The organism is Streptomyces sp. NPDC030991 (genome assembly GCF_055571235.1).
In genome coordinates this window covers 364,982-390,060 of sequence record NZ_JBVIFR010000005.1, presented here as the reverse complement: position 1 = coordinate 390,060, position 25,079 = coordinate 364,982, and the positions used below count along the sequence as shown (strand labels likewise).

The following is a 25,079-nucleotide window of genomic DNA, read 5'->3' as shown; positions in this document are numbered from 1 at the left end:
GGATCACTTGCGTCGGTGTTTGGCACCGTAGAAGGCCGAACGGGCTGCCCGGACCCGGGCGTTCTGCCGGTCGGTGTCGCGGGCCAGGGCGAGCGCCGAGCGCAGGACGTCCGGATCGGCCAGCAGCCCGCTGCCGTCCGGCGCGGTGCGCCACAGGAGGGAGTGGCGCTGTACGCCCGTGAGGGGATCGGCGTGCGGGGACGGCACGCTCAGCCCTGTGCCGCCCGTCAGGACGGTGGAGGTGTCCGGCTGGTCGGGCCAGCCGGACAGGGCGTCGGGCCGGGCCAGGATGTAGAAGACGGGGCGCCGTTCGACATGCTGTTCGAGCACCGGCACCTTCTCGGCCAGGCCGCCGAGCTCCCACAGCACCGTCAGACCGAGCGGCTGGGCCAGGCGCAGCGCGTCGAAGCAGCGTCCGGTCGGCAGGCACGCCAGATACGGCGGCCGCTCCCACTGCCGCTGCGCTTCCTCCGGATCAGGGTGGCAGGACGCCAACCACGTCTCGCCGTCCATGCGTTGAAGGTACGCCGCCTCGCCGTACCCGTCAGCCGGAACGCGCAGGCCCGACCTTGAAGAGGACCGTGCCGTGCGGCCCTCGGCGCACCTCGCTCACCCCCCGGTCCCGGGCGAACAGGGGCGCCTGCCCGGCCGTGGCGAGGATCCAGCGGACCCGGTACCGCGCCAGGATCGTCCTCCGGGCCGCCGGTGTGGTGCCCGCCGTGAACAGCGTGCGCTGCGCCTGCCATCGGGCGGCGCCGTCCCGGGGGTCGAGCGCCGGATCCGGCCATGCCGGGCTGACGAGGGACATGCCGTAGGCGGGGATGAGGTGGTCGAGGGGTTTCGCGGTGGCCGCGACGACATCCCCGCGGCGCATGTGGACGGCGGCCCAGCGCAGGTGGGGCCAGAGTTCGTAGGGGCGGGGCAGCAACTTCTGGGCTGTCGCCCTGTGCTCCCCGGGCACCAGCCAGACGAGGGGCGAGGACTGGGCCCAGATGCCGACCGCGCAGGCCAGAGCCGTCGCCGCGGCGAGCAGTCGGGTGCCGGCGGACCGGCGCCACCCCGTCATCAGCTCGACGGCGAGCGACAGCTGGAGGGCGATCATCGCGAAGACGAGCAGGCGGCTGAGGGTGTAGGCGCCGCTGAACCATCCGTACGCCACCACGGCCAGGGAGACAGCGGCGAGCAGGGCCAGGGGGTCGAGCCGGTCGCGGCGCAGCCGCGTCAGGGCCGCGAACAGACCCAGGGCGCCGAAGCCGCAGACGCCCCACACGTCCTCGTAGGCGCGGACGTGGACGGAGTCGAGCTGGTGGGAGCCGGCCAGAGTGAGGACGTTGTAGTAGGGCCACAGGGCCACGACCGTCAGCAGGAGGCCCGCCGCGGCGACGACGTGAAGGCGTTGCGCGACGGTCAGGCGCAGGAGAGGGCGGGCGAGGAACGCCGCGCAGCCCAGGAGGGCGCCCGCACCGGCGATCGTGTGGCTGATGAGCGTCACCGCGGCGGCCAGGCTGATGAGGAACAGCGGGACGGGGCGCGGATCACGGGCCCACCGGGCTGTCGCCGCCCACAGGTGCAGAGCCGCCCCGAGGGCGAAGTAGCTGGGGAAACCGCTGCTGAGCGCCACGGCGAACGCCGAGTGGTAACCCGCCCCCAGTTGGCCCACGGGCCCCCACAGGAAGAGCGCGGACACGATGGCCACCGGCGGCGTCCACCGGCCGGTGTCGAGGACGCGGGTCACCCGGCAGACGCCGCTCAACAGCAGCACCAGGTTGAAGAGGGCGCAGAGGTCGAGCGTCGCGAACGCCGACAGCCCCAGGAGCCGTCCCGCGCACGCGGCCGCCACGGTGTAGGGCGTGTAGTAGGGGCTGGAGCCGCCGGGGAGGTCGAGAAGCGGGTTGCCCGGGTGGAGCAGTGAGTGCTGCAGACGGTCGATCACCGAGGCGTGCTGCCCGTAGTCCCAGATCCAGGGCTCGACCTGGCCGACCCTCCAGACGTACGCGACGAGCGGTGCGCACAGGGCGATCGACGGCCACCAGTGCCGCCACCACAGGAGCGCCGCGGGCGCGAGCCGGGCGGAGGGCGTCCCCTGCGGTGGTGGACGGCGCCAGGTGGATGTGACGGACATACGCGCGGCTCCTCGGCCGACCCCATACGGACTCCGCGCAGGCTATGAACGTCCGGCGCGCCGCGTCGGCGCCGCGCCCCGCACGTCATCCGTTCAGCCGTTCGTCCGACAGCCGTCTCACCCCATGGGTGGCGTCAGTCGCGGATGAGCAGGACCAGAGCGGCGATGACGACGGCGAGCAGTACGGCGGCGGCGCCGTAGCTGAGGCGATGGGCGCGCAGGCCGGGCAGGAAGCGGTCCACGGCGAGCCTGCCCGGTCCTGTGAGGGCGAGGCCGGCGGCGCCGGCGAGGAGGAGGAGTTCGTACTCGACGCCCGCCGGGGCGAAGAAGCCGCCGCCCCATTTGACGGCCAGCGCGTTGATCATCGTGCCGAGCACGGCCGCGCCGGCGAGCGGCGTCAGGAGGCCGAGCACGAGGCCCAGGCCGCCGAAGGTCTCGCTGAGTCCGGCGATCACCGCCATCGTCTTCCCGGAGGGGTATCCGCTCTGCGCGAAGAACTGGCCGGTGCCGTCGATGCCGCCGCCCCCGAACCAGCCGAACAGCTTCTGGGTGCCGTGTGCGGCGACCGTCAGCCCGAGCGCGATCCGCAGGATCAGCAGCCCGACGTCGTAGGCGTGGGGCGACGTGCTGTCGCGGGCGGCGGAGGTGGTGGAAGCGGCCGGGCTGGTCAGCACGGGAGTCATGGGGCGCGGGTCCTTCCGAGGGAGACATAGGAACTTGAACTTTCAAGTGCGTCGACGAGCGTAGTCGATGCGTGAAACTTAAACAACGGAGGGTGGTCCTCCGCGCCACGGCGCGGAGGTGCGTGATCTCGACGAACGGCCTAGTCGGGCCTGCGGGTTCCGCCGTCCTCGGCAAGCCTTAGGACGTGGAGTTTCCCGTCGCTGTCGCGCTCGCCGAGTCCGTGTCCACGCTGCCCACCGGCCCGGGCTGGTGGTACGAGCCAAAGTTCGATGGCCACCGGCTCGTCATGTACCGAACCGAGGAGACGGTGAAGTGCCTGGCCCGCTCGGGCCGCACGGTCACCGCCGCGTGGAAGGACCTCGCCGTCGCCGCGCAGGCCGCGCTGCGCCCCGGCACGGTCCTCGACGGCGAGGCCGTCGTCTGGGTCGAGGGCCGTCTCGACTTCGCGGCGGCGCAGGCCCGGGGCAACTGCACCCCCCGCCGGGCGTCCGCGCTGGCGGCGGAGTACCCCGGGTACTACGCCGTGTGGGACTGTCTCGCGGTCGACGGCGTGGACCTGCGCGGCCGACCGTACGTCGAACGGCGCGCGGCCCTTCTCGACGTCCTCGCCGATGTGGGGCCACCCATTCAGCCGGTTCCGGCGACGGAGGACGCGGAGGTGGCCCGCGTCTGGTTCGAACAGCTCCAGGCGCAGGGGATCGGGGGCGTCGTCGCCAAGCGCGCCACGTCGCCGTACCGGTCGGCCCGGGTCTGGAAGACGGCCAGGTACAGCGAGACCGTGGACGCGGAGGTCGTCGGCTACGTCGGGCCCGGGGTCCAGCCGCGGCGGGTCGCGGTGCGGCTGCCGGACGGACGGCACGTGCTGTCGCAGACGCTGATCGCTCCGGTCGCCACCGAGATGGCCCGCCACATCACCGAGGCGGGGCCGGGCCGGCGGGCACGGACGGACGGCGGCGAGGAGTACACCACCACCGGGCAGGGGCTGATGGTGGAGGTCGTGGCGGGGGCGGCGCGGCCCGCCATGGTCACGGTCACCCGGGTCCGCTGACCCGCCCGGCCGATCGGGCGGCGCCGGGACGAGGGGTGGGGGGCGTCACCTCGGTCCTCAGACGGCGCGCCCCTCCAGGCGGTGCGCGTGGGCCGGATAGACGCCCAGGACGCGGACCTCGGAGGAGAAGAACCGCAGCTCTTGCAGGGCGAGTGCGACGCCCGGCTCGTCGGGGTGGCCCTCGACCTCGACGTAGAAGCAGCTCGGGTTGAGACCGGCGCCCATCTGGTAACTCTCGATCTTGGTGAGGTTCACCGCGTTGCTGGCGAAGCCGCCGAGCGCCTTGTACAGGGCGCTCGGGATGTTCCGCACGGCGAAGAAGAGGCTCGTCATCGTCGGCCCGGCGTCGAGCGGCGCGAACGTGGCGTCCCTGGACAGGACCACGAACCGGGTGGTGTTGTCCGGGTCGTCCTCGACCCCGGCCCTGAGCACGTCGAGGCCGTAGTGCGAGGCCGCGGCCGGCGGGGCGAGAGCGGCGTGGCGCGGGTCGCCCAGTTCGGCCACCTCGCGGGCGGCTCCGGCGGTGTCGTCGCTGACCAGCGTGCGCCAGCCGCCCTCACGCAGGATCTTGCGGCACTGTCCCAGCGCGTGCACATGGCTGCGTACGCACTCCACCTGGTCCAGGGCCGTGCCGGGGACGCCCACCAGGTCGAAGTGGATGGCGAGGAAGTACTCCCCGATGACGAACAGGCCTGACTCCGGCAGGAGGTGGTGGACGTCCGCCACGCGTCCGGCCGCGGAGTTGTCCACGGGGATGACCGCCAGGTCGGCGGCGCCGAGCGTCACCGCGTCCAGCGCCTGTTCGAAGTTCGCGCAAGGCAGCTCGGCGCTGCCGGGGAACAGATGCTGGGTGGCGGCCGCCGAGTTGGAGCCGAATTCGCCCTGGTAAGCGACCGTCGTCACTGTCAGACACCTTCCAGCCGGGGACCGGCCTGATCGGGTAGTGAGACGCCTACCGTAGTCCGCTCGCGCCGAGGAGCCGCGGTGCTGTCCACAACGAGAGACGTCGGCGCCGCGCCGGGGCGCCTCGGTGGCCCTCACACGTTCGGTGTGATCCGGGCGCCGCCGCGGTACGCCACGGAGACCGGAGGGCAGCTACGAGCCATGAGCGAGAACCTCGATGGGCCCGACCGCGCGCACCGGCGGCCCGACGGTGTCAGTGACGCGACGGTGGAGGCGCTGGGCTCGGTGTCGAAGGCGCTGGAGACGGTGGAGCAGGCACGCGGCCACCTCTACGCCTTCCACCGGCTGACCGGCACCGCAGACCTCGAACTGGGCCGCGCGGTCGACCTGTTGCGAGCCGCGGGGCACGAGGAGTGGGCGGAGCGGATCGACCGGGAGCTCGTCGGCCGCAACGTGCTGGAGGGGCGGTGGACGTTCCAGGTCGTGGAGGAGTACAACGCCGCCTTTTATGAGCCATACAAAGACCTGGAGCGGCAGGTGCGCGACGACCTCGCCCGGGGGCGCGATCACCTCTACGAGGCGGAGATGAAGGAGGCCCGCCGGACGAAGGGGCGCCCCGGACACAACGCCCGCCCCGCCGACGAGGAATGACCCGGGGGAGCCGACGCGCGAGGACGAGCCGACGGGCCGGGGCGGCCGCGGGGCGCACCGGTTTCCGGCCCAGCGATTATTTCCCGCCGTCTGTAAGGGAGTTGCGGCGAAAGCGGGCCCCGCCCCGGATACGGTGGACGCAGGCTCAACGCCGCATCCCCCCGTATGCGGCGTTGAGCCGCCTACGAAGGGCCTCCCGGCGGCTGAACCCTGGCACACCGTTCCACCTCGTAGACGGCCGCCGAACTCATCGACAGGCCCCGGCAGGTCAGCTGCCTGAGCGGTGTGCGACGAGACCGTACGTCGACGTCGAACGCCGCGGAACCGGGCGGCCGGCCCGTGAGGCGGATCCGCCAGCGGTCCTCGGAGCGGGACGTCGCCTCGACCGCGTACGCGTGCCGCCCGGCCGGGCCGAACCGCCGGAGCACGGCTGCCACGGCGGCCTGCTGGGGCGGGAAGAGATCCGTGTAACCGCGTAGGTGCTCCGCGTGGACACGGTCGGCCAGGTGCTCCTCGACGACGGCGACCGACGACCGGGCGTCGAGATTTCCGTAGTAGACGCCGTCCGGCACGACCACGACATTGGCGGCGAACCGGTCACCACCGACATGCGTGCACTCCCAGACCAGATCCGGCCAACGCTCGCTCAGGGCCCGCCCCACGGGCCGGCCGCGCACCGCGCAGCACGCGTCGTGCATGCCGTGGGCGCAGACGAGGACGACGGGCGGACGGTCCGGTTCACCCGGGGCGCCGAGTGCGTCGACGATCCGGGCCAGATCCTCCGCGCGGTCCCACGTGCCCCAGCTCTGGCGGGCGGTGCCGTCGCTCTCGTGCCGCAGGACGGCCCAGCGCCTGGGCGCACCGGGCCCGCGGCGTCCGTGGCGCCTGATCAGAAGCACGCGGGCCCGCACCGCCCGAGCCGCGTCGAACACGAGTCCCTTGATCTCCGGTGGCAGAGGCAGGCCGTCGAAGCCGTTGGGCGGCCAGCCGCCCTGGTACTCGATGAGGACCCAGATGGAGCCGTACGGCGCGGTGCCCGCGAGCGCGTCGCCGCGCGCGCGGGCGGACTCGGCGCAGAAGAAGCGTGCTGCCGCGGTCACCGAGGCCACATCATCGTTCGGCGGGGACCAGGACACCCGCCCGCAGGAGCCTGTCGACCAGGTCGAGGCCGAGTCGGCCGGCGCTGTGGGTCCCACCGTCGAGCAGGCTGGCCACCGAGGGCAGGTCGGCCTCCGCGAAGTCGAGCCAGCCCACGCGCGTGGTCAGGCGCCGGCCGTCCAGCCGCGCCGCCAGGGCCTCGCGCAGCCGCACCGGTGAGCCGGGGGCGAGGGCGTCGACGGCCGCGAGCTGAGCCAGCGGTCCCAGCGGCGCCGGGCGGGACTGGCCCCGCCGGGCGCGGTGGAACAGCGGCGCGGGGTCGGCCTCCGTGAGCGCGGCGACGAGACGTTCGCGGACGAACCCGAGCTCGTCGGCCGGCTCGTCGACGCCGAGCGGCAAGGAGGCGCGCATCCGCGGGTCGTCACGCAGCAGCGCCAGCGCCGATCGGGCGAGCTGCTCGGCCAGCGCGTGGCGCGTCCAGACGTGGACCCCGAGCGTCAGGTGGATCGAGACGGCCCCCTGCGCTTGGGCGGCGTGCAGCCAGCCCCGCGGCAGGTAGAGGACGTCACCCGGCTCGAGAACGGTGTCGATGCGGGCCGTGCCCCTCGCGGCCTCGGCCACCGCGGCGCGGTGGCCGGTCCAGGGCTGGTCGCGCAGCGGGTCGGCGTGGACGGGTTCGTGGACGCTCCAGCGCTTGGTGCCGGCGATCTGCAGGACGAACACGTCATGGACGTCGTAGTGGTCGTCGAAACCACGGTTCTGCGGGGGAGTGACGTACGCGTTGGCCTGTACCGGATGCCCCAGCTCCGTGCCGAGCCGCTCACCGAACTCGGCGATCGGTTCCCACGTGCGCTGCAGCGCCTGCAGGACCAGCGTGGCGCCGTCGGCGAAGCTGCGCCACAGAGCCGTGTCGTCGAGTTGATCGGAGACGGTGGCGCCGACGCCGCCGGGCGCTGTGTACGACGACTCGGAAAGCGTGGAGCCGTCCTTGGCGACGCGCAGGAAGGGCGTACGCAGTCCGCGCCGCGAGATCAGCTCGTCCACGGCCGCCGCGGAGAAGAGGTCGGAGAAATCACTCGCCCCGCGCGTGAGCAGCGGTGCGCGCCCCCATACGTCGCGGGCGAACTCCTCGCGGCTCACCGGGCCGGTCAGGCGCGATTCCAGGACGCCGGCGCCTGGGCGGGCACCGGCGTCCCGAAGGGCGATGGGGGGAGTGCTCAACGGCCGCTGCCGGATCCGTCGGCGCCGCCGTCCGCGCCGCCGTCGTGGACGCCGGGGGTGCCGGCCGCGCCTCCGTCCGCGGGGCCTTCGGCTCCGCCGTCCGCGCCGCCGTCGTGGACGCCGGGGGTGCCGGCTGCTCCGCCGTCCGCGGGGCCTTCGGCTCCGCCGTCCGCGCCGCCGTCGTGCACGCCCGGCGTACCGGCCGCGCCACCGTCCGCGGGACCCTCGTGCTGGTTCGAACCCTGCTCGGGGTTGGTCATGGTTCCTCCTGAGAAACGAACAGCTGGCAGTGAGCGGGTGGCACCTTTTCGAACCCCCTCGATCACTAACAAACTCGCTCACACCCCGCGCACCGGCAACCGGAGAGGACCGGGCCCGCGCCGGACGCGACGCATGGCATGCTTCCGGCGGAAGGAGGGCCGATGGCTCGACCAGGAACGACGGCGCTGCTCGCGATGGTGCCGGCCGCGGAACCCCTGCTGGAACTGGCGGCGGGGCTGGACCCGCGATCGGTGCGGCCGGGGGTGCCCGCGCACGCCGCGCTGCTCTACCCGTGGCTGCCGGCCGACCAGGTCGGCGGGGCGGAGCTGGAGCGGCTACGGGCCGCGCTGCCCGTCGGCCGCGTCCCGATCCGGCTGGCCGCGACCGAGCGCACCTTCGGGTTCGTCTCCGTCCCTGTGCCCGAGCTACGCGCCCTGGCCACGGCCGTGCGCGGCGCGTTCCCGGCGCAGGCCCCGTACGGAGGCCGGTTCGGCCAGGACCCGCCGGTGCACGTCACCGTGGCCCTGGACAGCGAGCCGGAGACCGCCGCCGGCATCGCCCGCCGTGCCGCCGCCCTCCTGCCGATCACCACCGAGATCAGCACCCTGCACGCGGTCGCCCTCACCTCCACCGGCTGGCAGCACCTCGCCGCCCTGCCCCTCAGTGACTAGGACCGGTGCGCAGGACCCGGAAGCGGCCGGGTCCCGCCGGGTCCCGGTCGACGACCTGGACGGGCGTACGGGCCCACTGCCACACACCGAGGCCGGGCACGCGGGAGAACTCGATCCGCCCGCGCGTCCCGTCGACCGCGACCTCTCCCCACGCCCCGGCGACGCGCGCCCGGTCCGTGCCGTGTGAACGCAGCACGTCGGCGAGGACGGCGATCGTGTCGTAGCCCTCGAAGGCGACGAACGACGGCGCTGCGGCCAGCCGTGCGCGCAGGGCCGCCTCGACTCGCGCGCCGAGGGGGCTGAAGCGTTCGGGCAGATAGCGCAGGAACGGGACCCCGGCACCGTCCTTGTCCAGCGCCGTCGCCCACTCCGCGGACTCCGGTTGCCCGGCCGGGGCGCCGATCAGGAGCCTGCCGAGGCGCCGGTCGCGGCGGGCGGCCCTGACGATCGACACGGCCGGTTCCGGATGACCGACCAGAAGGAGCAGCGCTGTCGCGCCCTGCTCCACGAGCGCGTCGCACACGGCGTCAGGGGTGAGCGCCGTCGTGTCGAGTTCGGTGACGGTGCCGCCGTGAGGAGCGAGGCAGTCCCGCAGCACGCGGGTGCCGGTCGCCCAGTAGAGGCTCGGCTGGGCGGCCACGGCGATGTGGCTGTGGCCCGCCGCGAGGAGGAAGTCCGCGTAGACCCGCCAGCCACGCGACTGCGGCGGGCAGAGGCGCGCGACCCACTCCGTCGGCCCGTCGGTGAGCGCGTCGAGCACCGCTGACGAACAGAGGAACGGCAGGCCGATCGCGTCGGCCCGGGTGGCGGCCGCGCGGGCGACGACGCTGTGGTACTCGCCGGCCAGGGCGGCGACGCCCAGGCCGGCCAGTTCGTCGACGGCTGCCTCGGCCTTCCGCGGATCGGCCGCGGTGTCCCGGACCAGCAGTTCGAGGCGTCTTCCGTCGATCCCGCCCGCCTCGTTGACGTCGTGGACGGCCAACTCGAGCCCGGCGAGCAGGTGGTGACCCGCCTCCACCCAGCCGGGCCGGGTCAGCGGAGCGAGAGCGCCGATCCGCACGGATGCCCCGTCGCCCCGTACGGCATCGGTCGGGGAAGGTGGCGTCTTCATGCTGGGTCGTCTCCCGGGCGGGGTCGTCGAGTGCGGGACCGCCGGTCGATCGTAGGGGAGCGTCCTTTCCGTCGTCCCGGGTGGGGCGGCGGGACGAGGTGACGGCGTCAGCCCTGGGACGTCGGTGTGCGCAGCGCGAGCATGGCGACGTCGTCGTCGTTGTCGCCGGGACGGACCTGCTCGAGCAGGGAGTCGCAGAAGGAGTCCAGGGGGCGACGGGCGAGGGACGCCGCGTGCCGGCGCAACCTGTCCAGCCCCTGGTCGATGGAGCGGTGCGGGCTCTCGACCAGGCCGTCGGTGTAGAGGAGGAGCGTGGAACCGGGCGGCAGGACGGTGACGGCGTCGGGGCGGACCCGGGTGACCCCGGTGCCGAGCAGGAGGCCGTGCGCGTCGTTGAGGAAGTGGGCCTGTCCGTCCCGGTGGACGAGGAGCGGGGGCGGGTGACCGGCGTTCGTCCAGTGCAGGCGCCACACGTGGTCGTCGCCGCGTACGAGTCGGCCCAGGACCATGGTCGCCATGGACGCCTCGGCGATGTGCCTGATGGCCTCGTCGAGCTGGGTGACGATGGCGCTGGGCGAGGCCTGCGCCCGGGACCACGCGAAGGCGCGCAGCATGTTGCGGACCTGTGCCATGCCGGCCGCGGCGTCCAGATCGTGGCCCACGACGTCGCCGATGGCCAGCGCGTGCGCCCCGTCGGCCAGGGTGAACGCGTCGTACCAGTCACCGCCGACGGCGGAGGCGTCGGGCGCGGGCACGTAGCGCGCCCGCATCTCCACCCCGGGCACGGTGGGCAGCTGGGGCAGCAGGTGGCGCTGCATGGTCTCGGCGACCTTGCGCTGGCGCTCGTAGAGGCGGGCGTTGTCCAGCGCGAGACCGGCCCGGCGGGTGATGTCCTCCAGCAGCGGCAGGTCGGCGCCGGTGAAGGCGCCGGGGCGCCGTGAGCGGCCCAGGGTCAGGGCGCCGAGGATGTCGCGCAGGCCGCGGATGGGGGCTATGGCGGCGCTGTGCATGCCGGTCGTGATGAACAGGCGGCGCTGCTCGACCGCGATGCCCGAATCGGGCGGGCCCTGATAGGTGGCGGGGGTGGCCAGGGACGAGGCGGCACCGCGCAGAGCCCGCGAGAGGGGCATCGGGGACTCCTCGGGCACGGGGGGCATGGGGCCTTGCAGGTCGTCGCGTTCGACCAGGCCACTGCCCGCGTGCTCGATCACCAGGGCCCGCCGCACTTCGCCGCGATCGGTGACCAGGTCGATCACCGCCCAGTCGGCGAGGCGCGGCACGGTCAGAGCGGCAAGCCGGTGCAGGGCGTCGCCCACGTCCAGGGTGGAGGTGAGCTGCGTGGTCGTCTCCGCCAGCAGGGCCAGCCGGTCCAGCTCGGTCAGCGGCGCCGGGGCGTCGTCCTTCCCGCCGTGGACGGGGTCCCCCTGCCGCGGCCCGTGGAGCAGCACCAGCGCGCCCGCCGTCTCCGCGCCGAGCGTGAACGGTGTGACCACCCAGGACAACTGCAGGACGGTGCCGTCCTTGCAGGCGAACCATTCACCGTCGCCGTGCTCCGTGCTTCCGGCGAGGAGCGCCTTGCGCAGGCGGCAGCGGGTGCGCGGCACGGCCTGCCCGTGGTCGTCCCGGTGCAGCAGGTCGTGGGCGTCCTGCCCCACCAACCCGTCGAGCGGGGTACCCAGCAGGGTCTGGACCGCGTCGTTGACCGCGACGATCAGCCCGTCGTCGTCTATGACGAGAGCGGCCGCCGCCAGATCCTCCAGATAGGTCCCCCGCAGGGCGCCGGGGAGCCGTCGATACCTGCTCCCGGTAGACCCTTCCGTGCCGTCGTCGGCGACGTCCATGCGTGTCCTCGTTGATGGCTGCGACGCTGCTTCGAGACAACATTGAGTACCCGGTCCAGGCTAGGTCAAGCCGCGGCGCCTGTCGTCTGCCCGGCGGACACCGAGCAGTGGGTTCCGGGCTCGTGCCGCGTCGTGACGCTCCGCGCGCTCCGGACCACGCCCGTGAGGGCAGCGCCATCCACGTCGGCTCACGCTTCGGCGCCGAGCCGCCCACCGGCCGGCTCCGGATCACGGACAACACGACCGTGCGCGCCGGCACGTACGGACTCCACCCGGGGCGTAGTGACCCGGCCCGGCGGACTGCCCACCGGGTCACCGCTGAAGATCCTGTGAATGGTGACTCGGTGTGAGTGTCACTCCGGCGCAATCGGGGGTACGCGGTGGCCACGGAAAGGAGGCCCAGGATGGATGAGACAGCCAGGCGAACAACCGTCCACGCGCCCGGCCGCCCCGGCGAGGCCGAGGAACCGGTCGGCGAGCTGGTCCAGCGCGCCTCGCAACAGCTGACAGAGCTGGTACGCGGCGAGATGCGGCTGGCGCAGGCGGAGATGAAGGAGAAGGGCAAGCGGTACGGCAAGGGCGGCGGCCTCTTCGGCGGGGCGGGACTGGTCGGCTTCCTGACGCTCCAGGCGCTGGTCGCCACCGCGATCGCCGCTCTCGCGGTGCCGTTGCCCGTATGGGCCGCGGCGTTGATCGTGACCGGCGTCCTCGCAGCGGTCACCGCGGTACTGGCGCTGACCGGGAAGAAGGAGGTCAGCCAGGCCGCGCCGCCCACCCCTGAGCAGACCATCGACAGCGTGAAGGCCGATGTGGCCGAGATCAAGGAGAGTGCCAAACGATGACGCAGCCGCCCCACGACGAGCCCACCGCCACCAGCACCGAGGAACTGCGCGAACAGGTCGAGCAGACCCGGCACGAACTCGGCGACACGGTGCAGGCGCTGGCCGACAAGACAGACGTGAAGGCCCGTACGCAGCAGAAGGCCGCCGCCCTGAAGGAGCAGACGGCGACGAAGGCCTCCGAGCTGACGGCGCAGGCCAAGGCGAAGGCGTCCGAGGCGGTGCACGCGCTGCAGGACCAGCTGCCCGACGAGGCCAAGGACAAGGCAGCCGTGACCGCCGAGCAGGTGAAGGCCAAGGCGGCGCAGGCGCAGCGGGTGTGGCAGGACAAGGCGCCCGAGCAGGTACGGGACAACCGCGCCGCGCTGGTTGCCGCGGGCGCGGTCCTGCTGACCGCCTACGTCGTGCTGCGCCGCAAGAAGAAGTAGAAGCGGCAGGACATCAGGGAGACACAGGGGAGAGGTGCGCGGGGCGGAGGTCCTTCAGGACCTCCGCCGCCCGCCGCCTGCTGCCGGGGGACCGGCGGATCGCCACCGGTTCAGGGCGCGGGTTCGTCGGGCGCGGCGCTGTCGGCGTCGAGGAGTCCGTGGGCGCGCCGCAGGCTTTCGCCGCGGTCGGCGGCCAGGTGCAGGACCCCGGTGACGCCGGTGATCTCGAAGAGCCGCTGGACGCCGCTGTGGTACGGACCGGCCAGGACGAAGGGCCGCGCCGTCTGCTGATGCTCGGTGTGCGCACGCAGGATCACGTTGAGCAGCGTGCTGTCGGCGAAGGTGAGTCCGGCCAGGTCGAGCACGGTGGCCGCGGTGCTCGTGTCGGTCCGCGCTCGGGCGAGTACGGAGGTGGCCTCGTCCTGCTCCTCCAGTTCGATGGTGTTGCGGAACGAGACGACGGCCACCCTGTCCTGGTGGGTGAGTTCGATGCTCTGGCTGTCGGGAACCATCCTGTGACCCTCCCACATCCGCGACCCGCCATGGCAGGCGGCTCCGTCCACGGACGGTGCCGAAGCAGCAGGTCGCGGCCTGTTTTCGCTGCTGTGAACGCTCTGTGAGAAATATTGCGGCATTGGGGGGCCGTGGAGTGTGGGGGCTGGAGCGTTGGGCACGCGGAAGAACAGGGACGGCAAGAGAGCAGGATTTGCACGCGTGCAGAGAAAGGATCACGCCGTGATGAGCGTTCCCGAGACACGTGAGACGAGCTTTCCCGAGGCAGTCGAGGGGGAGGACGCCAGCTGTGCCGGGGCTCGGTCCGTTGTCCGGTCGGTGCTGATGGAGGCCTGTTGCGGGCTGCCGGGGGCCGCGGCACGGCGGTTGCGTGACGATGCGCTGCTGGTGGCGAGCGAGCTGACGGCCAACGCCCTCCTCCACGGCGGCGGGGTGACCCGCTTCAGCGCCTGCCTGCGCGCCGACGCGCTGGAGTTGCGGGTGAGCGACCGCAGCCGCGAGGTACCGGAGCAGGCACCGACGGCGCGCGGCCGCCCCGGTGGGTACGGCTGGATGGTCATCCAGCGTCTCAGCTCCCGCCTCGGCGTCGAGCTCGAACCCGGCGGAAAGACGATCACCGCCGCCCTCGCACTGCCCTGACCGAGCACTCCCTGACCAAGCACTGCCCTGCCCGAACCGGCCGCCGGCGCGATCCCGGAAAAAGTCGCCTGTCTGCCATGCATACGTCGCCGAAGGCGGGGTACTGGCACGCCCACGGGGAGAGAAGGTCGAACCGACATAGGTAGGGCGGGATACATGAACAGCGTGGCAGTTCGCGAGCAGACCCGGGAGACGGCCGCCGCGGCCGAGGAGAGTCTGATCCAGCGCGCTTACACGGATCCTTCTTCCATCGCGCCGAAGGATGCGCGTGAGGTCGGCCGGCACTTCTTCGACCGGCTCACCCAGCTCGAAGAGGGCACGCGCGAGTACAGCTACGTGCGCAACGTGCTGATCGAGATGAACCTCTCCCTGGTGCAGTACGCGGCTTCCCGGTTCAAGCACCGCGGGCCGCAGGAGATGGAGGACATCGTCCAGGTGGGCACGATCGGTCTGATCAAGGCGATCGACCGGTTCGAGCTGACCCGCGAGGTCGAGTTCACCTCCTTCGCCGTCCCCTACATCACGGGCGAGATCAAGCGGTTCTTCCGTGACACGTCCTGGGCCGTGCACGTGCCGCGCCGCCTTCAGGAGGCGCGGATCGAGCTGTCCAAGGCCACTGAAGAACTCCGTACGCGCCTTGGCCGTTCCCCCTCCACCGCCGAGCTGGCGGAGCTGATGCAGCTGGAGCCGGCCGAGGTCGCCGAGGCGCAGCGGGCTTCCAACGGCTACAACAGTGTCTCCCTGGACGCGGCCGTCAACGGCAAGGACGACGAGTCCGACACGATGCTCGCCGACTTCATCGGCATCGACGAGGACCGCTTCGAACTTGTGGAGAACTTTCACTCCCTCGCGCCCCTCGTCGCCGGCCTCGACGAGCGTGACCGCCGCCTGATCCACCTCCGCTTCGTGGAGGAGCGCACCCAGCAGGAGATCGGTGAGGAGCTCGGCTGCTCGCAGATGCACGTCTCCCGCCTGATCACCCGCGTGGTGAAGACGCTCCGTACGGGCCTCATGGCCAACGACTGAAACCATCGGGCAGAACAGCGACAGCGGAGTGCATGGGGAGCGGGACGTGTGCGAGGGTGCCCCTCATGACGTCTGACAACGAAAAAATACGCGTTGACCAGCAAGAACGTGTGACGGTGGTCACCGTGTGCGGGGCGTTGGACCTCAACGATGTTCCGGAGGTCGTGGACGCGTTCACCCAGGCCCTGTCCGACGGGTCGACCGAGGCGACCTTGATCGACCTGTCGGGGGTCACCTTCGCCGACAGCGCCTTCCTCAACCAGCTCCTGGTCACCTACTCCGGCCACGGCCTGAAGCACAGGCCGCTCGTCCTGTGCGGGCCGCTGACGCCGACCCTGGGCCGACTGCTGGAGATCACGGGCACCGATACGATCCTGCCGCTCGCCGCCACCCGGCCGGAGGCTCTGGCGCGCCTGCGGACACCGTCGGACAGGTGAGCCGCGGCGCGTCACGCGCCGCGGCCGGGTCAGGCGGCGAGACCGTTCGCGCTCGGGTCGAGGTCGAGGGTGGCGGTGATGCACTTGCCGACGGCGGTGGCCCGGATGGTGAGGGTCCGGGCGAGGATCGTGACGATCTCCAGCCCGTGCTGGCCGACGCGCTGCGGGTCGGCGGAGCGCGCCTCGGGAAGCGTCGGGTCGCTGTCCCACACCTCTACGTGGACCGACCCGTCGCTGACCCGCAACTGCAGCAGGGCGGGCCCGGGCGCGTACTTGACGACATTGGTGACCAGCTCACTGACTATCACCTGGGTGTCCTCGACCGTCCGGGAGGCCACCTCGATCCGGTGCCGCTCGCGCGCCTCGGTGAGGAAGCGGGCAGCGGCCTTGCGGGCCTGGGCTATACAGGTGGTGTCCCCGTCCAGGGCGACCGCCACCTCGAGCGGTCCCGCGTCCGCCGCCGCGGCGTCCGCACCCGAGTCAGGTTCTTCCGGCATGCACGGCCCCCGCTGCTCTCGCCTGCTGACCGGCGCCTGAACGAGCCACCGGCTTATCCCCTAGACGGTACCCGCATGGTCGGCCGGGTGTGCGGCTGCGTGCGCAAGCGGGCCGTCGGGGCGAACGATCAGTTCCGACGGAGGCCCGTCCGGTGCCACGGCACCCGCGGGGCGGATGGCGCGGCACCGGACGGGCCGGTGCCTATCGTGCTGATCAGTCAAGCACCATGTCGCCGAACCCGGTCACCAGCGTGGTGTCGTGGATGACGTGGACGTCGTTGTCGTCGAACCCGTCGGAGACACCGTCGGCGGACGCGAATCCCGCGCCACCGAGGACGGCGATGGCGGCCAGAACCGTGGCGGTGACAGCTGTACGCAAGCGCATGAGGCAGTCCTTTGCTTCGTGGGTGGAAAATGCAAACCAAGGCTTAACCGCATTGCTCGCGACCTACGCGGACCTGCGGCAACCCCACCCGTCTGTGTGTTCCATACGGCCGATGCGCGGAACGGTTCCAGAGACGCGAAAGCGACCGGGCACGGCCGTCCCGGGGCGTCTTCGGCCCCTCAGGACCGTTCCGAAAACCTGCTTCCCGTAAGAGCGCCCGCGTCTTCGGTCACGCCGCTCACCTGGTCATTCGCCCGGATCCGGGACGACTCGCGGCTCGTCACGCGCTCCTCCCGGAGGCGCCGCCCCGCAGGACGCTCGCGCGGCCGACCGGCGTCCTGGCCGCCGCGGCAGGGAGAGCGTTCGCCGGAGCGTCACGCTTGCGGGACGCGTTGGATGCGTATATGGCGGGCAGGCGGACCGCTGCGAGGGCCGACGGCCGACCGGCCGGGGTGCGCCGCCTCTGGCAAGCTCGGAGCTGATCACGTCGGACGGGGCGCGGCCCCCGCACAAGCCGCTCACCCGAGAACGCGAGGAGCACACGTATGTCCAAGCCGCCGCTGACACCCGAGGCCGTAGAGCTGCTGCGCCGCCCCAACCCGGCCGTGATGGCCACGCTGCGCTCCGACGGCACACCGGTCTCCACCCCCACCTGGTACCTGTGGGCGGACGGCCGCGTGCTGATCAACTTCGACGAGGGCCGGGTCCGCCTGAAGCACGTCCGGCGGGACCCGCGCGTGACCCTGACCGTCCTCGACGGCGACGACTGGTACACCCACGTCACCCTCATCGGCCGGGTCGTCGAGGTGTACGAGGACGAGGGCCGCACCGACATCGACCGCATCTCCACCCACTACACCGGCGCGCCCTACCCGGACCGCGTCCGCACCCGGGTCAGCGCACTGATCGAGATCGACCGCTGGCATGGCTGGGGCGCGCACCGGGACAGCGACCAGGCGACCGTGTGAACGCGCGGCCGGGCGCCGTCGGCACGGGTGGCCGTGTCGACTGTCTGCGGCAAACATGGGTACCGGGAGTTCCGCACTGAACCGCACGACGCGTCCGGCCGGAGTGAGACATGGGCAACGAGCAGAGCGAGACGGCCACGATGAAGGCCATCACCTACGACAAGTACGGGGACAGCGGTGTTCTGTCGCTGACCGATCAGCCCGTCCCGAAGGTGGGCCCCGGTGAGGTCCTCGTACGGGTGCGGTACGCGGCGGTGAACCCGGTCGACTGGAAAGTGATGTCCGGTGGCCTGGACGCCATGATGGAGACCGTTTTCCCGGTGGTCCCGGGCTGGGACGTCTCCGGAGTGGTGGAGCGCGTGGGCATCGACGCCCCGGAGTTCACGGCGGGGGACGAGGTCTTCTCCTACGCCCGCAAGGACTTCGTGCACGGCGGGACGTTCGCGGAGTTCGTGACGGTCCCGGTGCGCAGCCTGGTCGCCAAGCCGCGCTCGCTGAGCTGGGGCGAGGCGGCGGGCGTGCCGCTGGCGGGGCTGACCGCGTACCAGACCCTGACGCGGCTCGACACGGGCAGCGGCGACACGGTGCTGATCCACGGCGGCGCCGGCGGCGTCGGCACGTTCGGCGTGCAGATCGCCAAGGCGCTGGGCGCCCGCGTCATCGCCACGGCGTCCGAGAAGAACCACGACCGGCTGCGGGAGCTGGGCGCGGAGCCGGTCAGCTACGGGGACGGGGTGGTCGACCGGGTCAAGGCACTCGCGCCCGAGGGCGTGGACGTGGTCGTCGACTACGTCGGAGGGGTGCTGGACGTCACGCGAGCGGTGCTCCGCGAGGGCGGCAGGCACGCCTCGATCGCCGACCCGGACGTCACCGGGGCGGGCGGCCAGTGGATGTGGGCGCGCCCCGACGCCGCGGGCCTGCGCGCCCTGGCGGAGCTCGCGGACAAGGGGCAGTTGCGGGTGCCGGTGGCCGAGACCTTCCCGCTGGAGCGCGTCGCGGACGCCTTCGAACTCAGCCAGACGGGGCATGTGCACGGCAAGATCCTCATTCACGTCTCCGACGAGTGACGGACGAGGAGGCTGCGGCGCCGCGGACCCGCCGGTGACCTACCGCGGTGCGGTCGTGATCTGCAGCAGGTTGCCGCAGGTGTCGTCGAGGACGGCGGTGGTGGCGGGGCCCGTCTCCACGGGCTCCTGCGTGAAGCGCACGCCGAGACCGGTCAGACGCGTGAACTCGGCTCGCACGTCGTCGACCTCGAACTGGGCGAGCGGGATGCCGTCCTCGACGAGCGTGTCGCGGTAGGTCCTGGCGGCCGGGTGGGCGGCGGGCTCCAGGAGGAGTTCGGTGCCGCCGGGCTCGTCGGGGGAGACCACGGTCAGCCACCGATCCTTCTCGCCCAAGGGCACGTCGTGCTTCTTCACGAACCCGAGGACCTCGGTGTAGAAGCGGAGCGCCTTGGCCTGGTCGTCGACGAACACGCTGGTCAGGTGAATTCTCATGGGTGCTCTCCTCAGGGGGGACCGCAGCAACCGCAGCATAGGCAACCACTCACTTGCCCAACAAGCGGCCTAGCGGGGCGTCATAGGAGTCTCCTATAGCACCTGCTGCGATTTCGTCTTTGCCTCTCGTTCTTTTCCGGGTCTACCGTGAAGCGGCCGGTTCCGGACGGGACCGGAACGCGAGAGGACCGATGGAATGACCACGAGCGAGAATGTATCGACGCCGGGAGAACTCGCGGGCAAGCGCGCCCTCGTCACGGGCGGTTCCCGCGGAATCGGAGCGGCTGTCGTGCGGCAACTCCTGGACGCGGGCGCCGACGTGCTCACGACCGCGCGGTCGGCGACGGACACGGTGCCGGACGGGGCCACCTTCGTGCAGGCCGACGTGCGGACCCGGGCCGGCGCGGAAGCGCTCGCCGCGGCCGCGCGGGAAGCCCTCGGCGGGGTGGACGTCGTGGTCCACAACGCGGGCGGGGCGCGACCGCACGAGAGCGGCACGGCCATCCCCGACGAGGAGTGGCAGGACGCGCTGGACCTGAACTTCCTGGCGTCGGTGCGGCTCGACTCGCTGCTGGTACCGGGGATGCGGGAGCGGGGTTCCGGGGTGATCGTGCATGTCTCCTCGGCCGCGGTCCCTCTCGTGCCGCCCCCGTTCCTGCACTACACGGCGGCGAAGGCGGCGCTGGAGAACTACAGCCGGGGACTGGCCGCCGAGCTGGCCCCGTCCGGGATCCGCGTCAACACCGTGACACCCGGCAGGGTCGCCACGCCCGGCGGCGAAGCGACGCGGGAACAGTGGGCTCGCCTCGACCCGACGCAGGGTCCGGGCGCCCCCGTGCCGCTGGGGCGCGACGGCCGACCCGACGACATCGCCCACGCGGTGCTGTTTCTCGTCTCCGAACGGGCGAACTGGCTGACCGGAAGCAATATCGTTGTGGACGGCGGCGAATTCCCCCGCGGTTGACCCGCAGAATACGACCGGGAAAAGAGAAACCCGGGAAAAGGGAAACCCGGAAAAAGAGAAACAGGGGGGCGCAGGGCGCTCGCTCAATGGCCCGTTCTGCTTCCCTGAACTATTTCTCGGACGCCACCGCCGGCGGCGGCAGGAGAACGGGTTGGGACCAGGTCTCTTCCCGCAGGAGCCCGAGCAGGGCCGTCTCCGCCGGGCCCGCGTCGTGCCGGAGCACCCCGATGACCGGCTGGGACACGAGCGGGGAGACCGGGCGCACGAGGTGCTCGTGACCGGGGGGCACCGCGGAGGCCGGGACCAGCGTGACCCCCAGCCCCTGGGCGGCCCAGCGCACGGCCGTCGCGGTCTGGGACACGCGGGCAGCCGTGGTCGGAGTCAGACCGTTGCCCCGCAGGACGTTCAGCAGGATGCCGTCGAGCGCGCCGTCGCGGTCGAACCTCACCCAGGGCTCGCCCTCCAGCTCACGCAGTTCGACCCGGTCCGCGCCGAGGAGCCGGTGCCCGGCGCCCAGCACCACGACGAACTCCTCGTCGCCCAGGTGATGGGCGTCGGCCGGACTCCGCTCGCACGCCGCCATCAGGGCGAGGTCGAGGACGCCCCGGCGGCACAGCCGCTCCAGCTCGGCGGGGCTCGGCTCCTCGAAGACGGTCACCTCCAGCCGCGGGAAGCGGCGCCGCAGCGCACCGAGCGCACTGGGCAGCTGCCGCGAACCGAAGCCCAGCTGCGCCGAGACCACCAGCTCGCCCACCAGCTCGTCGGCGCCGGCCCGCGCCGTCGCCGTCGCCCGCCGGGACGCGCTCACCGCGACGGCGGCCTCCCGCAGGAACGCGCGGCCGACCGTGGTGGGCACCAGCCCGGTCGGCGTGCGGGCGAACAACTTCACGCCGAGCTCCCGCTCCAGGCCGCGGATCTGCTGGGACACCGACGGCTGAGCGACGTGCAGCAGCTCCGCCGCCGCGGTCACCGAGCCCTGCTCGGCGACGGCCAGGGCGTACTCGTACTGGCGAAGGCTCATCGGTTCCGGTCCTCTCGGCAATGGGCCGCGGCCCGCCCGCTGTGATCGTCGCCATGGTAGGTCGCGGGAGGGGTGCCTCCCGGTGGGGGAGACAGCGGCGACGGACCCGGCGGACCGCGGTGTCCAGGCCCGATCAGGCGACCGTCAGCTCCAGGGCGGCCAGCCGCTCCGGTTCGGCGATCACGTCGACGGCCGTGATCAGCCCGTCCTCGGGGTCGACGGTGAACGCGAGGACCAGGCGCAGCCTCCCCTGCGGAGCCATGACCAGACCGACCGCCCCGTCCAGGAACGCCGGGCCGGTGAACTGCGCGCGCCCGGTGGCTGCCATCGCGCCCTTGGCGACCGTGTGCGCGCCGAGGACGACGACCGGCTCCGCGGACGGGATCACCGCCGGATCCGCGGTGAGGACCACGTCCGGGTGGAGGAGGGCGACCAAGGACTCGAAGTCACCGGCGCGGGTCGCCGCGAGGAACGCGTCCACGGCCTGACGCCTGCGGGTGGTGTCGGGTGCGCTCGGAGCGGTGCCCCGGACCCTGCGCCGGGCGCGGCTGGCGAGCTGGCGGGCGGAGGCGGGGCTGCGCTCCAGGATCGCCGCGATCTCGTCGAAGGGGACCGCGAACAGGTCGTGCAGGACGAACGCGAGCCGCTCGTCGGGAGTGAGCGTGTCCAGTACGACGAGGAGGGCGATGCCCACCGCGTCGGCTGCCTCCACCTCCTCCTCGGGGCCGGGGCGGCCGTCCGGGCGGCCGGGCGCGGCCGTCTCCCACTCCTCCTCGCGGCGCGTGGCACGCGACCGGAGAGCGTTGAGGCAGGTCCGGGTCGCGATGGTGGTGAGCCAGCCGCCCGTGTTCACCACCTCGCTCGTATCGGCGGCGGACGCTCGCAGCCACGTCTCCTGCACCGCGTCCTCGGCCTCCGCGAGGGAGCCCAGCATGCGGTAGGCGACCGCCCGCAGGTGTGAGCGGTGGGCCTCGAAATCCTCGGCCCGAAGACTCTTCTCAAGATTTTTTCCGAGCATCTGTCACATCCCCCCTCCGTGGCGTGTCAGAGCAGCAGAACCGAGGCCCACACACCACGCGAACAAGTAACTGAGGGGTACATCATGACTGTTGACACGACGATCCTGGTCACCGGTGGCACGGGAACGCTCGGCCGCCACGTCCTCCCGCTGCTCCGGCAGGCCGCCCCCGGGCGCCCGGTGCGCGTCCTCAGCCGGAGCGAGCGGCCGGACACCGAAGGAATCACCTACGTCACCGGTGACCTGAAGAGCGGCGACGGCGTAGCGGCGGCGCTGACCGGTGTGGGCACGGTGCTGCACCTGGCGGGCGGGGCCAAGGGCGACGACGTGGTGGCGGCCAACCTCGTCGCCGCGGCCCGCGAGGCGGGGGTGCGGCACATCGTGCACATCTCGGTGATCGGCGCGGACCGGATGCCGATGGCCTGGTTCGCGACGCAGCGCGCCGCCGAGGAAGCGATCACGGGCTCCGGGATCCCGTGGACCCTGCTGCGGGCCGCCCAGTTCCACGACCTGGTGCACATGATGGTCTCCAAGATGGCCAAGATGCCGCTCGTCCCGGCGCCCGGGATGCGACTTGAGCCGGTCGACGTCCGCGATGTCGCCCAGCGCCTGGTCGAACTGGCCCTCGGTGAACCGGCCGGCCTGGTGGCGGAGCTGGCCGGCCCGAAGGTGTACACGATGGACGATGTGGTGCGCTCCTACCTGGGCGCCACCAAGCGCCGCCGCCCGGTCCTCGGGATGCGGATGCCCGGCAAGGCGGGCCGCGCGTACCGCGAGGGCGCGAACCTCGCCCCCGCGTCCCACGCGGTCCACGGCGACCGGACCTGGGAGGAGTTCCTGGCCGAGCGGGCCGCCTGAAGGGCGGGCGGCGCCCGGACGCGATGTGCGCGGTCGTGGCGCGGCCGTCGTACACCTGGCGGTACGCGCCCCTGGCCGGCGCGGCGACATCGACGGGCCCGGGCGGTAGCCGACATCGCGCGATGTTCTCAGCGACGGTTCCCCGGGACAGCTCTACGGGTGAGGACCCGGAGGCCGCTCTACCGCGGCGCCCGGAAGCCGCCGATCTCCCGCTCCAGCAGCTCGGCCAGCCGCAGCGGCGTGCGGTCCTCGTACATCGGGCCGATGAGCTGCACCCCCACCGGGAGACCCTCGGGGGACAGGCCCGTCGGAATGGCGGTGGCGGGCAGGCCGGGCATGGTGGCCAGGCCGGCCCAGACGAGCTGGTCGAAGTACGGGCGGCGGACCCCGTCGATGTCGATGAGGCGTTCCAGCAGAGCGGGATCGTGGTCGTGCGGGAAGGCGGGAGTGGGCGTGACGGGACAGACCACGGCGTCGAACTCGGTGAAGAACCGCCGCCAGACGTGCCGGTGGAGTTCGCGCCGGCCGTGCGCCTCGACCCAGTCGCGGTGGCTGAACACCATGCCGCGCAGTCGTGCGGCGGCGAGACCCTGGTCGTCCGGGCTCAACTCCGCGGCGCGGGCGCGAAGCTGCTCGTACGCATCGACGGGAAAGCGCGCGACGGACCCCGAGAACAGCAACTGCGTGTAGAGCGACGCGGCTTCGGCCAGGTCCGGCAGCAGCGCGCTGTGCCGTCGTACGCGGGCCCCGGCGTCGACCAGCGCGTCCGCCACCCGGTCGACACCCGCGCGTACCGCCGCCCCGGTCGGAACGGACGGATGCTCGTCGAGGACCAGGACCCGGAAGTCACCGAGCAGTTCGTGGCGCGCGGCCGGCAGCCTCAGGTCGTACGCCGTCCCGGACGTCAGCGGGTCAGGACCGGCCATCACGTCGAGCAGGAGCGAGAGGTCGCGGGCCGTGCGGGCCATCGGACCGACGACGGCGAGGTCGGGTTCGGTCGGCAGGACCGGTTCGGACGGCGGGACCATCCCCCGGGTCGCCGCGAGGCCGAGCGTCGGCTTGTGCGCGTAGACGCCGCAGAAATGTGCGGGGGTGCGCAGCGAACCGCCGATGTCGGAGCCGATGGACAGCGCGCCGAAGCCGGCCGCCAGAGCCGCCGCCGACCCACCGGACGAGCCCCCCGCCGTGCGGCCGTGGTCCCACGGGTTGTTGGTGGTGCCGTACAGGTCGTTGAAGCTCTGCACGTCCTGCAGCCCCAGCGGCACATTGGTCTTTCCGAGCACCACCGCGCCCGCGGCCTTGATCCGTGACACCTGCACCGCATCCTCGGCCGGTACGTGGTCACGGTGCTGCGGCATGCCCCAGGTCGTGGGCAGCCCGGCGACGTCATAGGACTCCTTGACGGTCACCGGGATGCCGAGCAGCGGCCGGTCCTCGCCGCGGGCGCGCGCCCGGTCGGCGTCGCGTGCGGCGGACCGCGCGCGGTCGAAGTCCCGCACACAGACCGCGTTGATCGCTTTGTCGTCCCGCTCGATACCGGCGATCGCCTCGTCGGTCAGCTCCGCCGAGGTCACGTCACCGGCACGTAAGGCAGTCGCGAGTTGTCCGGCCGTTCGCAGATTCCAGTCCATGATCCCGACCGTAGTAGCCCGTGAGAGATGCCAGGAAATGTCTCTTCGCACAAGGAGCTCGGGGCGGCGCCGGAGAGCTGCCGGGGCTCTGACGACGGCCGCCGTCGCCCGAAGGGGGCCCCGCGGCGTCCGGTGCGTGCGTCGGCCGGTGGTACGTCAGCGGGCCCGGTGGCCGGTCTTGAGCGCGCCGCAGTGACCGGTGGCCTTCGTGGAATAGGTGCTGATGCCGCCTTCCCACGTGACGCACTCGCTGCGGGCCTGGAGGTAGACGGGCCCGGCGTACGTGGTGAACTTGCCGCGGTCGGTGGCCGTACCGCCCTTCTCGGAGCTGAGCCGGGCGAACATGCTCACCGGGGCCCCGGGCTTGGTGCGTACGGTGACCACGCAGTTCTCGCCGGTCGTCGCGTTGTAGGTGAGGAAGGTCGTGCCGAGGTTCTCCATGTTGGCGGAGTCGATGACCTGGTGACCGGCTCCGCAGGCGCCGTTGTACCGGGCGACCGGGGCCTCGGGCGCTGCCGCGACCGCGACCGCCCCGGCCCTCGTGGGTGCGGCGGCGGAAGCGGGCGCCGCGAGGGTGAGAGCGCCTCCGGTGACGATGACGGCGACGGCGGCTGCGTGACGGACGAGCTGCATGGCTGTGCCCCTGAGATGTGATGGTGCTTCGGGTCGGAGGGAGCGTCCGGCCGGTCGATCGCCGTCCGCCCCACAGTGGGCGGGACCAGGAGATCCGGAGTTCGGTTGTGGT

The 25,079-nt window shown here is 72.4% G+C and carries 29 protein-coding genes; 12 read left to right on the top strand and 17 right to left on the bottom strand.

The window, feature by feature from the left end:
• Nucleotides 1–3: 3 nt before the first annotated feature.
• The 3 genes from ACZ45E_RS13105 to ACZ45E_RS13095 form a co-directional block, all read right to left on the bottom strand.
• Nucleotides 4–513: a hypothetical protein gene (locus ACZ45E_RS13105; RefSeq protein ID WP_468219989.1), complete on the bottom strand. Its 510-nt coding sequence runs from the start codon at nt 511–513 to the stop codon at nt 4–6.
• A 31-nt stretch (nt 514–544) separates the two neighbouring features.
• Entirely contained in the window at nt 545–2,122 is a 1,578-nt protein-coding gene (locus tag ACZ45E_RS13100; protein WP_468219986.1) for a hypothetical protein, read from the bottom strand.
• Between the two features lie 134 nt (nt 2,123–2,256).
• Nucleotides 2,257–2,805, bottom strand: a complete 549-nt coding sequence (locus ACZ45E_RS13095; RefSeq protein ID WP_468219984.1) for a DoxX family protein — start codon at nt 2,803–2,805, stop codon at nt 2,257–2,259.
• A 185-nt stretch (nt 2,806–2,990) separates the two neighbouring features.
• Here ACZ45E_RS13095 and ACZ45E_RS13090 point away from each other — a divergent pair, with 185 nt between their 5' ends.
• On the top strand, nt 2,991–3,854 hold the full coding sequence (locus ACZ45E_RS13090; RefSeq protein ID WP_468219982.1) for an ATP-dependent DNA ligase: 864 nt from the start codon (nt 2,991–2,993) through the stop codon (nt 3,852–3,854).
• Nucleotides 3,855–3,911: 57 nt separating this feature from the next.
• On the opposite strand, the gene ACZ45E_RS13085 is transcribed toward ACZ45E_RS13090, so the two are convergent.
• Nucleotides 3,912–4,757, bottom strand: a complete 846-nt coding sequence (locus ACZ45E_RS13085) for a prephenate dehydratase (RefSeq protein ID WP_468219979.1) — start codon at nt 4,755–4,757, stop codon at nt 3,912–3,914.
• A 201-nt stretch (nt 4,758–4,958) separates the two neighbouring features.
• Here ACZ45E_RS13085 and ACZ45E_RS13080 point away from each other — a divergent pair, with 201 nt between their 5' ends.
• Nucleotides 4,959–5,408 (top strand): hypothetical protein, encoded by a 450-nt coding sequence (locus ACZ45E_RS13080; RefSeq protein ID WP_468219978.1) that lies wholly within the window; start codon nt 4,959–4,961, stop codon nt 5,406–5,408.
• 182 nt (nt 5,409–5,590) lie between these two features.
• Here ACZ45E_RS13080 and ACZ45E_RS13075 read toward each other — a convergent pair whose 3' ends face one another.
• Genes ACZ45E_RS13075 through ACZ45E_RS13065 form a run of 3 tightly spaced genes read right to left on the bottom strand, consistent with a single transcriptional unit; the run spans nt 5,591 to nt 7,987 of the window.
• Nucleotides 5,591–6,508 carry a sucrase ferredoxin gene (locus ACZ45E_RS13075; protein ID WP_468219975.1) on the bottom strand — a complete coding sequence of 306 codons (918 nt, stop codon included), beginning with the start codon at nt 6,506–6,508 and terminating at the stop codon, nt 5,591–5,593.
• 10 nt (nt 6,509–6,518) lie between these two features.
• Nucleotides 6,519–7,727, bottom strand: coding sequence for a cupin domain-containing protein (locus ACZ45E_RS13070; RefSeq protein ID WP_468219973.1), 1,209 nt, complete (start codon nt 7,725–7,727; stop codon nt 6,519–6,521).
• Nucleotides 7,724–7,987: a BatC protein gene (locus ACZ45E_RS13065; RefSeq protein ID WP_468219971.1), complete on the bottom strand. Its 264-nt coding sequence runs from the start codon at nt 7,985–7,987 to the stop codon at nt 7,724–7,726. Before ACZ45E_RS13065 ends, ACZ45E_RS13070 begins: the two co-directional genes overlap by 4 nt.
• Before the next feature lie 162 nt (nt 7,988–8,149).
• Between ACZ45E_RS13065 and ACZ45E_RS13060 the strand changes: the two genes are divergently transcribed.
• A complete protein-coding gene (locus ACZ45E_RS13060) occupies nt 8,150–8,659 on the top strand; it encodes a 2'-5' RNA ligase family protein (protein WP_468219968.1) in 510 nt (169 codons plus the stop codon).
• Here the strand turns inward: ACZ45E_RS13060 and ACZ45E_RS13055 are convergent.
• The gene (locus tag ACZ45E_RS13055; RefSeq protein ID WP_468219966.1) at nt 8,649–9,770 is read right to left on the bottom strand and encodes an ABC transporter substrate-binding protein; all 1,122 of its coding nucleotides are present in this window, start codon (nt 9,768–9,770) and stop codon (nt 8,649–8,651) included. The genes ACZ45E_RS13060 and ACZ45E_RS13055 overlap by 11 nt on opposite strands.
• A 107-nt stretch (nt 9,771–9,877) precedes the next feature.
• Complete coding sequence (locus ACZ45E_RS13050; protein ID WP_468219963.1) at nt 9,878–11,611, bottom strand: SpoIIE family protein phosphatase; 1,734 nt, start codon at nt 11,609–11,611, stop codon at nt 9,878–9,880.
• A 404-nt stretch (nt 11,612–12,015) separates the two neighbouring features.
• Between ACZ45E_RS13050 and ACZ45E_RS13045 the strand changes: the two genes are divergently transcribed.
• Together ACZ45E_RS13045 and ACZ45E_RS13040 are read left to right on the top strand one after the other, a co-directional pair.
• Nucleotides 12,016–12,453, top strand: coding sequence for a phage holin family protein (locus ACZ45E_RS13045; protein ID WP_468219961.1), 438 nt, complete (start codon nt 12,016–12,018; stop codon nt 12,451–12,453).
• Nucleotides 12,450–12,878, top strand: a complete 429-nt coding sequence (locus ACZ45E_RS13040; protein WP_468219959.1) for a DUF3618 domain-containing protein — start codon at nt 12,450–12,452, stop codon at nt 12,876–12,878. The genes ACZ45E_RS13045 and ACZ45E_RS13040 overlap by 4 nt, the downstream gene beginning before the upstream one ends.
• Nucleotides 12,879–12,988: 110 nt before the next feature.
• Here the strand turns inward: ACZ45E_RS13040 and ACZ45E_RS13035 are convergent, their stop codons facing one another.
• Nucleotides 12,989–13,390 (bottom strand): STAS domain-containing protein, encoded by a 402-nt coding sequence (locus tag ACZ45E_RS13035; RefSeq protein WP_468219957.1) that lies wholly within the window; start codon nt 13,388–13,390, stop codon nt 12,989–12,991.
• Between the two features lie 226 nt (nt 13,391–13,616).
• Here ACZ45E_RS13035 and ACZ45E_RS13030 point away from each other — a divergent pair, with 226 nt between their 5' ends.
• The 3 genes from ACZ45E_RS13030 to ACZ45E_RS13020 all read left to right on the top strand — a co-directional run bounded on the left by ACZ45E_RS13030 (nt 13,617) and on the right by ACZ45E_RS13020 (nt 15,493).
• Complete coding sequence (locus ACZ45E_RS13030; protein ID WP_468219955.1) at nt 13,617–14,030, top strand: ATP-binding protein; 414 nt, start codon at nt 13,617–13,619, stop codon at nt 14,028–14,030.
• Between the two features lie 156 nt (nt 14,031–14,186).
• On the top strand, nt 14,187–15,056 hold the full coding sequence (locus ACZ45E_RS13025; protein WP_468219952.1) for a SigB/SigF/SigG family RNA polymerase sigma factor: 870 nt from the start codon (nt 14,187–14,189) through the stop codon (nt 15,054–15,056).
• A gap of 32 nt (nt 15,057–15,088) precedes the next feature.
• On the top strand, nt 15,089–15,493 hold the full coding sequence (locus tag ACZ45E_RS13020) for an STAS domain-containing protein (RefSeq protein ID WP_468219950.1): 405 nt from the start codon (nt 15,089–15,091) through the stop codon (nt 15,491–15,493).
• Nucleotides 15,494–15,522: 29 nt separating this feature from the next.
• On the opposite strand, the gene ACZ45E_RS13015 is transcribed toward ACZ45E_RS13020, so the two are convergent.
• Both ACZ45E_RS13015 and ACZ45E_RS13010 read right to left on the bottom strand, forming a co-directional pair.
• Complete coding sequence (locus tag ACZ45E_RS13015) at nt 15,523–15,990, bottom strand: ATP-binding protein (RefSeq protein WP_468219947.1); 468 nt, start codon at nt 15,988–15,990, stop codon at nt 15,523–15,525.
• Nucleotides 15,991–16,204: 214 nt separating this feature from the next.
• Nucleotides 16,205–16,375, bottom strand: coding sequence for a hypothetical protein (locus ACZ45E_RS13010; RefSeq protein WP_468219946.1), 171 nt, complete (start codon nt 16,373–16,375; stop codon nt 16,205–16,207).
• Nucleotides 16,376–16,920: 545 nt separating this feature from the next.
• On the opposite strand from ACZ45E_RS13010, the gene ACZ45E_RS13005 reads away from it, so the two are divergent.
• Nucleotides 16,921–17,343 carry a PPOX class F420-dependent oxidoreductase gene (locus tag ACZ45E_RS13005; protein ID WP_468219944.1) on the top strand — a complete coding sequence of 141 codons (423 nt, stop codon included), beginning with the start codon at nt 16,921–16,923 and terminating at the stop codon, nt 17,341–17,343.
• Between the two features lie 140 nt (nt 17,344–17,483).
• The gene (locus ACZ45E_RS13000) at nt 17,484–18,410 is read left to right on the top strand and encodes an NADP-dependent oxidoreductase (RefSeq protein WP_468220066.1); all 927 of its coding nucleotides are present in this window, start codon (nt 17,484–17,486) and stop codon (nt 18,408–18,410) included.
• A gap of 39 nt (nt 18,411–18,449) precedes the next feature.
• On the opposite strand, the gene ACZ45E_RS12995 is transcribed toward ACZ45E_RS13000, so the two are convergent.
• Complete coding sequence (locus ACZ45E_RS12995; RefSeq protein ID WP_468219941.1) at nt 18,450–18,842, bottom strand: VOC family protein; 393 nt, start codon at nt 18,840–18,842, stop codon at nt 18,450–18,452.
• Between the two features lie 196 nt (nt 18,843–19,038).
• On the opposite strand from ACZ45E_RS12995, the gene ACZ45E_RS12990 reads away from it, so the two are divergent.
• Complete coding sequence (locus ACZ45E_RS12990; RefSeq protein WP_468219939.1) at nt 19,039–19,806, top strand: SDR family oxidoreductase; 768 nt, start codon at nt 19,039–19,041, stop codon at nt 19,804–19,806.
• Between the two features lie 109 nt (nt 19,807–19,915).
• Here the strand turns inward: ACZ45E_RS12990 and ACZ45E_RS12985 are convergent, their stop codons facing one another.
• Both ACZ45E_RS12985 and ACZ45E_RS12980 read right to left on the bottom strand, forming a co-directional pair.
• Entirely contained in the window at nt 19,916–20,827 is a 912-nt protein-coding gene (locus ACZ45E_RS12985; protein WP_468219936.1) for a LysR family transcriptional regulator, read from the bottom strand.
• Nucleotides 20,828–20,960: 133 nt separating this feature from the next.
• Nucleotides 20,961–21,845, bottom strand: a complete 885-nt coding sequence (locus ACZ45E_RS12980) for a sigma-70 family RNA polymerase sigma factor (protein ID WP_468219933.1) — start codon at nt 21,843–21,845, stop codon at nt 20,961–20,963.
• 84 nt (nt 21,846–21,929) lie between these two features.
• Between ACZ45E_RS12980 and ACZ45E_RS12975 the strand changes: the two genes are divergently transcribed.
• The gene (locus ACZ45E_RS12975) at nt 21,930–22,703 is read left to right on the top strand and encodes an SDR family oxidoreductase (protein ID WP_468219931.1); all 774 of its coding nucleotides are present in this window, start codon (nt 21,930–21,932) and stop codon (nt 22,701–22,703) included.
• A gap of 179 nt (nt 22,704–22,882) precedes the next feature.
• On the opposite strand, the gene ACZ45E_RS12970 is transcribed toward ACZ45E_RS12975, so the two are convergent.
• Both ACZ45E_RS12970 and ACZ45E_RS12965 read right to left on the bottom strand, forming a co-directional pair.
• On the bottom strand, nt 22,883–24,334 hold the full coding sequence (locus ACZ45E_RS12970) for an amidase (protein WP_468219928.1): 1,452 nt from the start codon (nt 24,332–24,334) through the stop codon (nt 22,883–22,885).
• A gap of 156 nt (nt 24,335–24,490) precedes the next feature.
• Entirely contained in the window at nt 24,491–24,967 is a 477-nt protein-coding gene (locus ACZ45E_RS12965; protein ID WP_468219926.1) for a spore-associated protein A, read from the bottom strand.
• Nucleotides 24,968–25,079 lie beyond the last annotated feature (112 nt).

Excerpts from the sequence above, each read along its gene's own strand:
- ACZ45E_RS13035 (WP_468219957.1), bottom strand. The coding sequence starts at position 13,390 with ATGGTTCCCGACAGCCAGAGCATCGAACTCACCCACCAGGACAGGGTG.
- ACZ45E_RS13100 (WP_468219986.1), bottom strand. The coding sequence starts at position 2,122 with ATGTCCGTCACATCCACCTGGCGCCGTCCACCACCGCAGGGGACGCCC.
- ACZ45E_RS13040 (WP_468219959.1), top strand. The coding sequence starts at position 12,450 with ATGACGCAGCCGCCCCACGACGAGCCCACCGCCACCAGCACCGAGGAA.
- ACZ45E_RS13080 (WP_468219978.1), top strand. The coding sequence starts at position 4,959 with ATGAGCGAGAACCTCGATGGGCCCGACCGCGCGCACCGGCGGCCCGAC.
- ACZ45E_RS13020 (WP_468219950.1), top strand. The coding sequence starts at position 15,089 with ATGGGGAGCGGGACGTGTGCGAGGGTGCCCCTCATGACGTCTGACAAC.
- ACZ45E_RS13065 (WP_468219971.1), bottom strand. The coding sequence starts at position 7,987 with ATGACCAACCCCGAGCAGGGTTCGAACCAGCACGAGGGTCCCGCGGAC.
- ACZ45E_RS13030 (WP_468219955.1), top strand. The coding sequence starts at position 13,617 with ATGAGCGTTCCCGAGACACGTGAGACGAGCTTTCCCGAGGCAGTCGAG.
- ACZ45E_RS13055 (WP_468219966.1), bottom strand. The coding sequence starts at position 9,770 with ATGAAGACGCCACCTTCCCCGACCGATGCCGTACGGGGCGACGGGGCA.
- ACZ45E_RS12965 (WP_468219926.1), bottom strand. The coding sequence starts at position 24,967 with ATGCAGCTCGTCCGTCACGCAGCCGCCGTCGCCGTCATCGTCACCGGA.
- ACZ45E_RS12970 (WP_468219928.1), bottom strand. The coding sequence starts at position 24,334 with ATGGACTGGAATCTGCGAACGGCCGGACAACTCGCGACTGCCTTACGT.
- ACZ45E_RS13050 (WP_468219963.1), bottom strand. The coding sequence starts at position 11,611 with ATGGACGTCGCCGACGACGGCACGGAAGGGTCTACCGGGAGCAGGTAT.
- ACZ45E_RS13005 (WP_468219944.1), top strand. The coding sequence starts at position 16,921 with ATGTCCAAGCCGCCGCTGACACCCGAGGCCGTAGAGCTGCTGCGCCGC.
- ACZ45E_RS12990 (WP_468219939.1), top strand. The coding sequence starts at position 19,039 with ATGACCACGAGCGAGAATGTATCGACGCCGGGAGAACTCGCGGGCAAG.
- ACZ45E_RS13010 (WP_468219946.1), bottom strand. The coding sequence starts at position 16,375 with ATGCGCTTGCGTACAGCTGTCACCGCCACGGTTCTGGCCGCCATCGCC.
- ACZ45E_RS13060 (WP_468219968.1), top strand. The coding sequence starts at position 8,150 with ATGGCTCGACCAGGAACGACGGCGCTGCTCGCGATGGTGCCGGCCGCG.
- ACZ45E_RS12985 (WP_468219936.1), bottom strand. The coding sequence starts at position 20,827 with ATGAGCCTTCGCCAGTACGAGTACGCCCTGGCCGTCGCCGAGCAGGGC.
- ACZ45E_RS13105 (WP_468219989.1), bottom strand. The coding sequence starts at position 513 with ATGGACGGCGAGACGTGGTTGGCGTCCTGCCACCCTGATCCGGAGGAA.
- ACZ45E_RS12975 (WP_468219931.1), top strand. The coding sequence starts at position 21,930 with ATGACTGTTGACACGACGATCCTGGTCACCGGTGGCACGGGAACGCTC.
- ACZ45E_RS12980 (WP_468219933.1), bottom strand. The coding sequence starts at position 21,845 with ATGCTCGGAAAAAATCTTGAGAAGAGTCTTCGGGCCGAGGATTTCGAG.
- ACZ45E_RS13000 (WP_468220066.1), top strand. The coding sequence starts at position 17,484 with ATGAAGGCCATCACCTACGACAAGTACGGGGACAGCGGTGTTCTGTCG.
- ACZ45E_RS13015 (WP_468219947.1), bottom strand. The coding sequence starts at position 15,990 with ATGCCGGAAGAACCTGACTCGGGTGCGGACGCCGCGGCGGCGGACGCG.
- ACZ45E_RS13095 (WP_468219984.1), bottom strand. The coding sequence starts at position 2,805 with ATGACTCCCGTGCTGACCAGCCCGGCCGCTTCCACCACCTCCGCCGCC.
- ACZ45E_RS13025 (WP_468219952.1), top strand. The coding sequence starts at position 14,187 with ATGAACAGCGTGGCAGTTCGCGAGCAGACCCGGGAGACGGCCGCCGCG.
- ACZ45E_RS13045 (WP_468219961.1), top strand. The coding sequence starts at position 12,016 with ATGGATGAGACAGCCAGGCGAACAACCGTCCACGCGCCCGGCCGCCCC.
- ACZ45E_RS12995 (WP_468219941.1), bottom strand. The coding sequence starts at position 18,842 with ATGAGAATTCACCTGACCAGCGTGTTCGTCGACGACCAGGCCAAGGCG.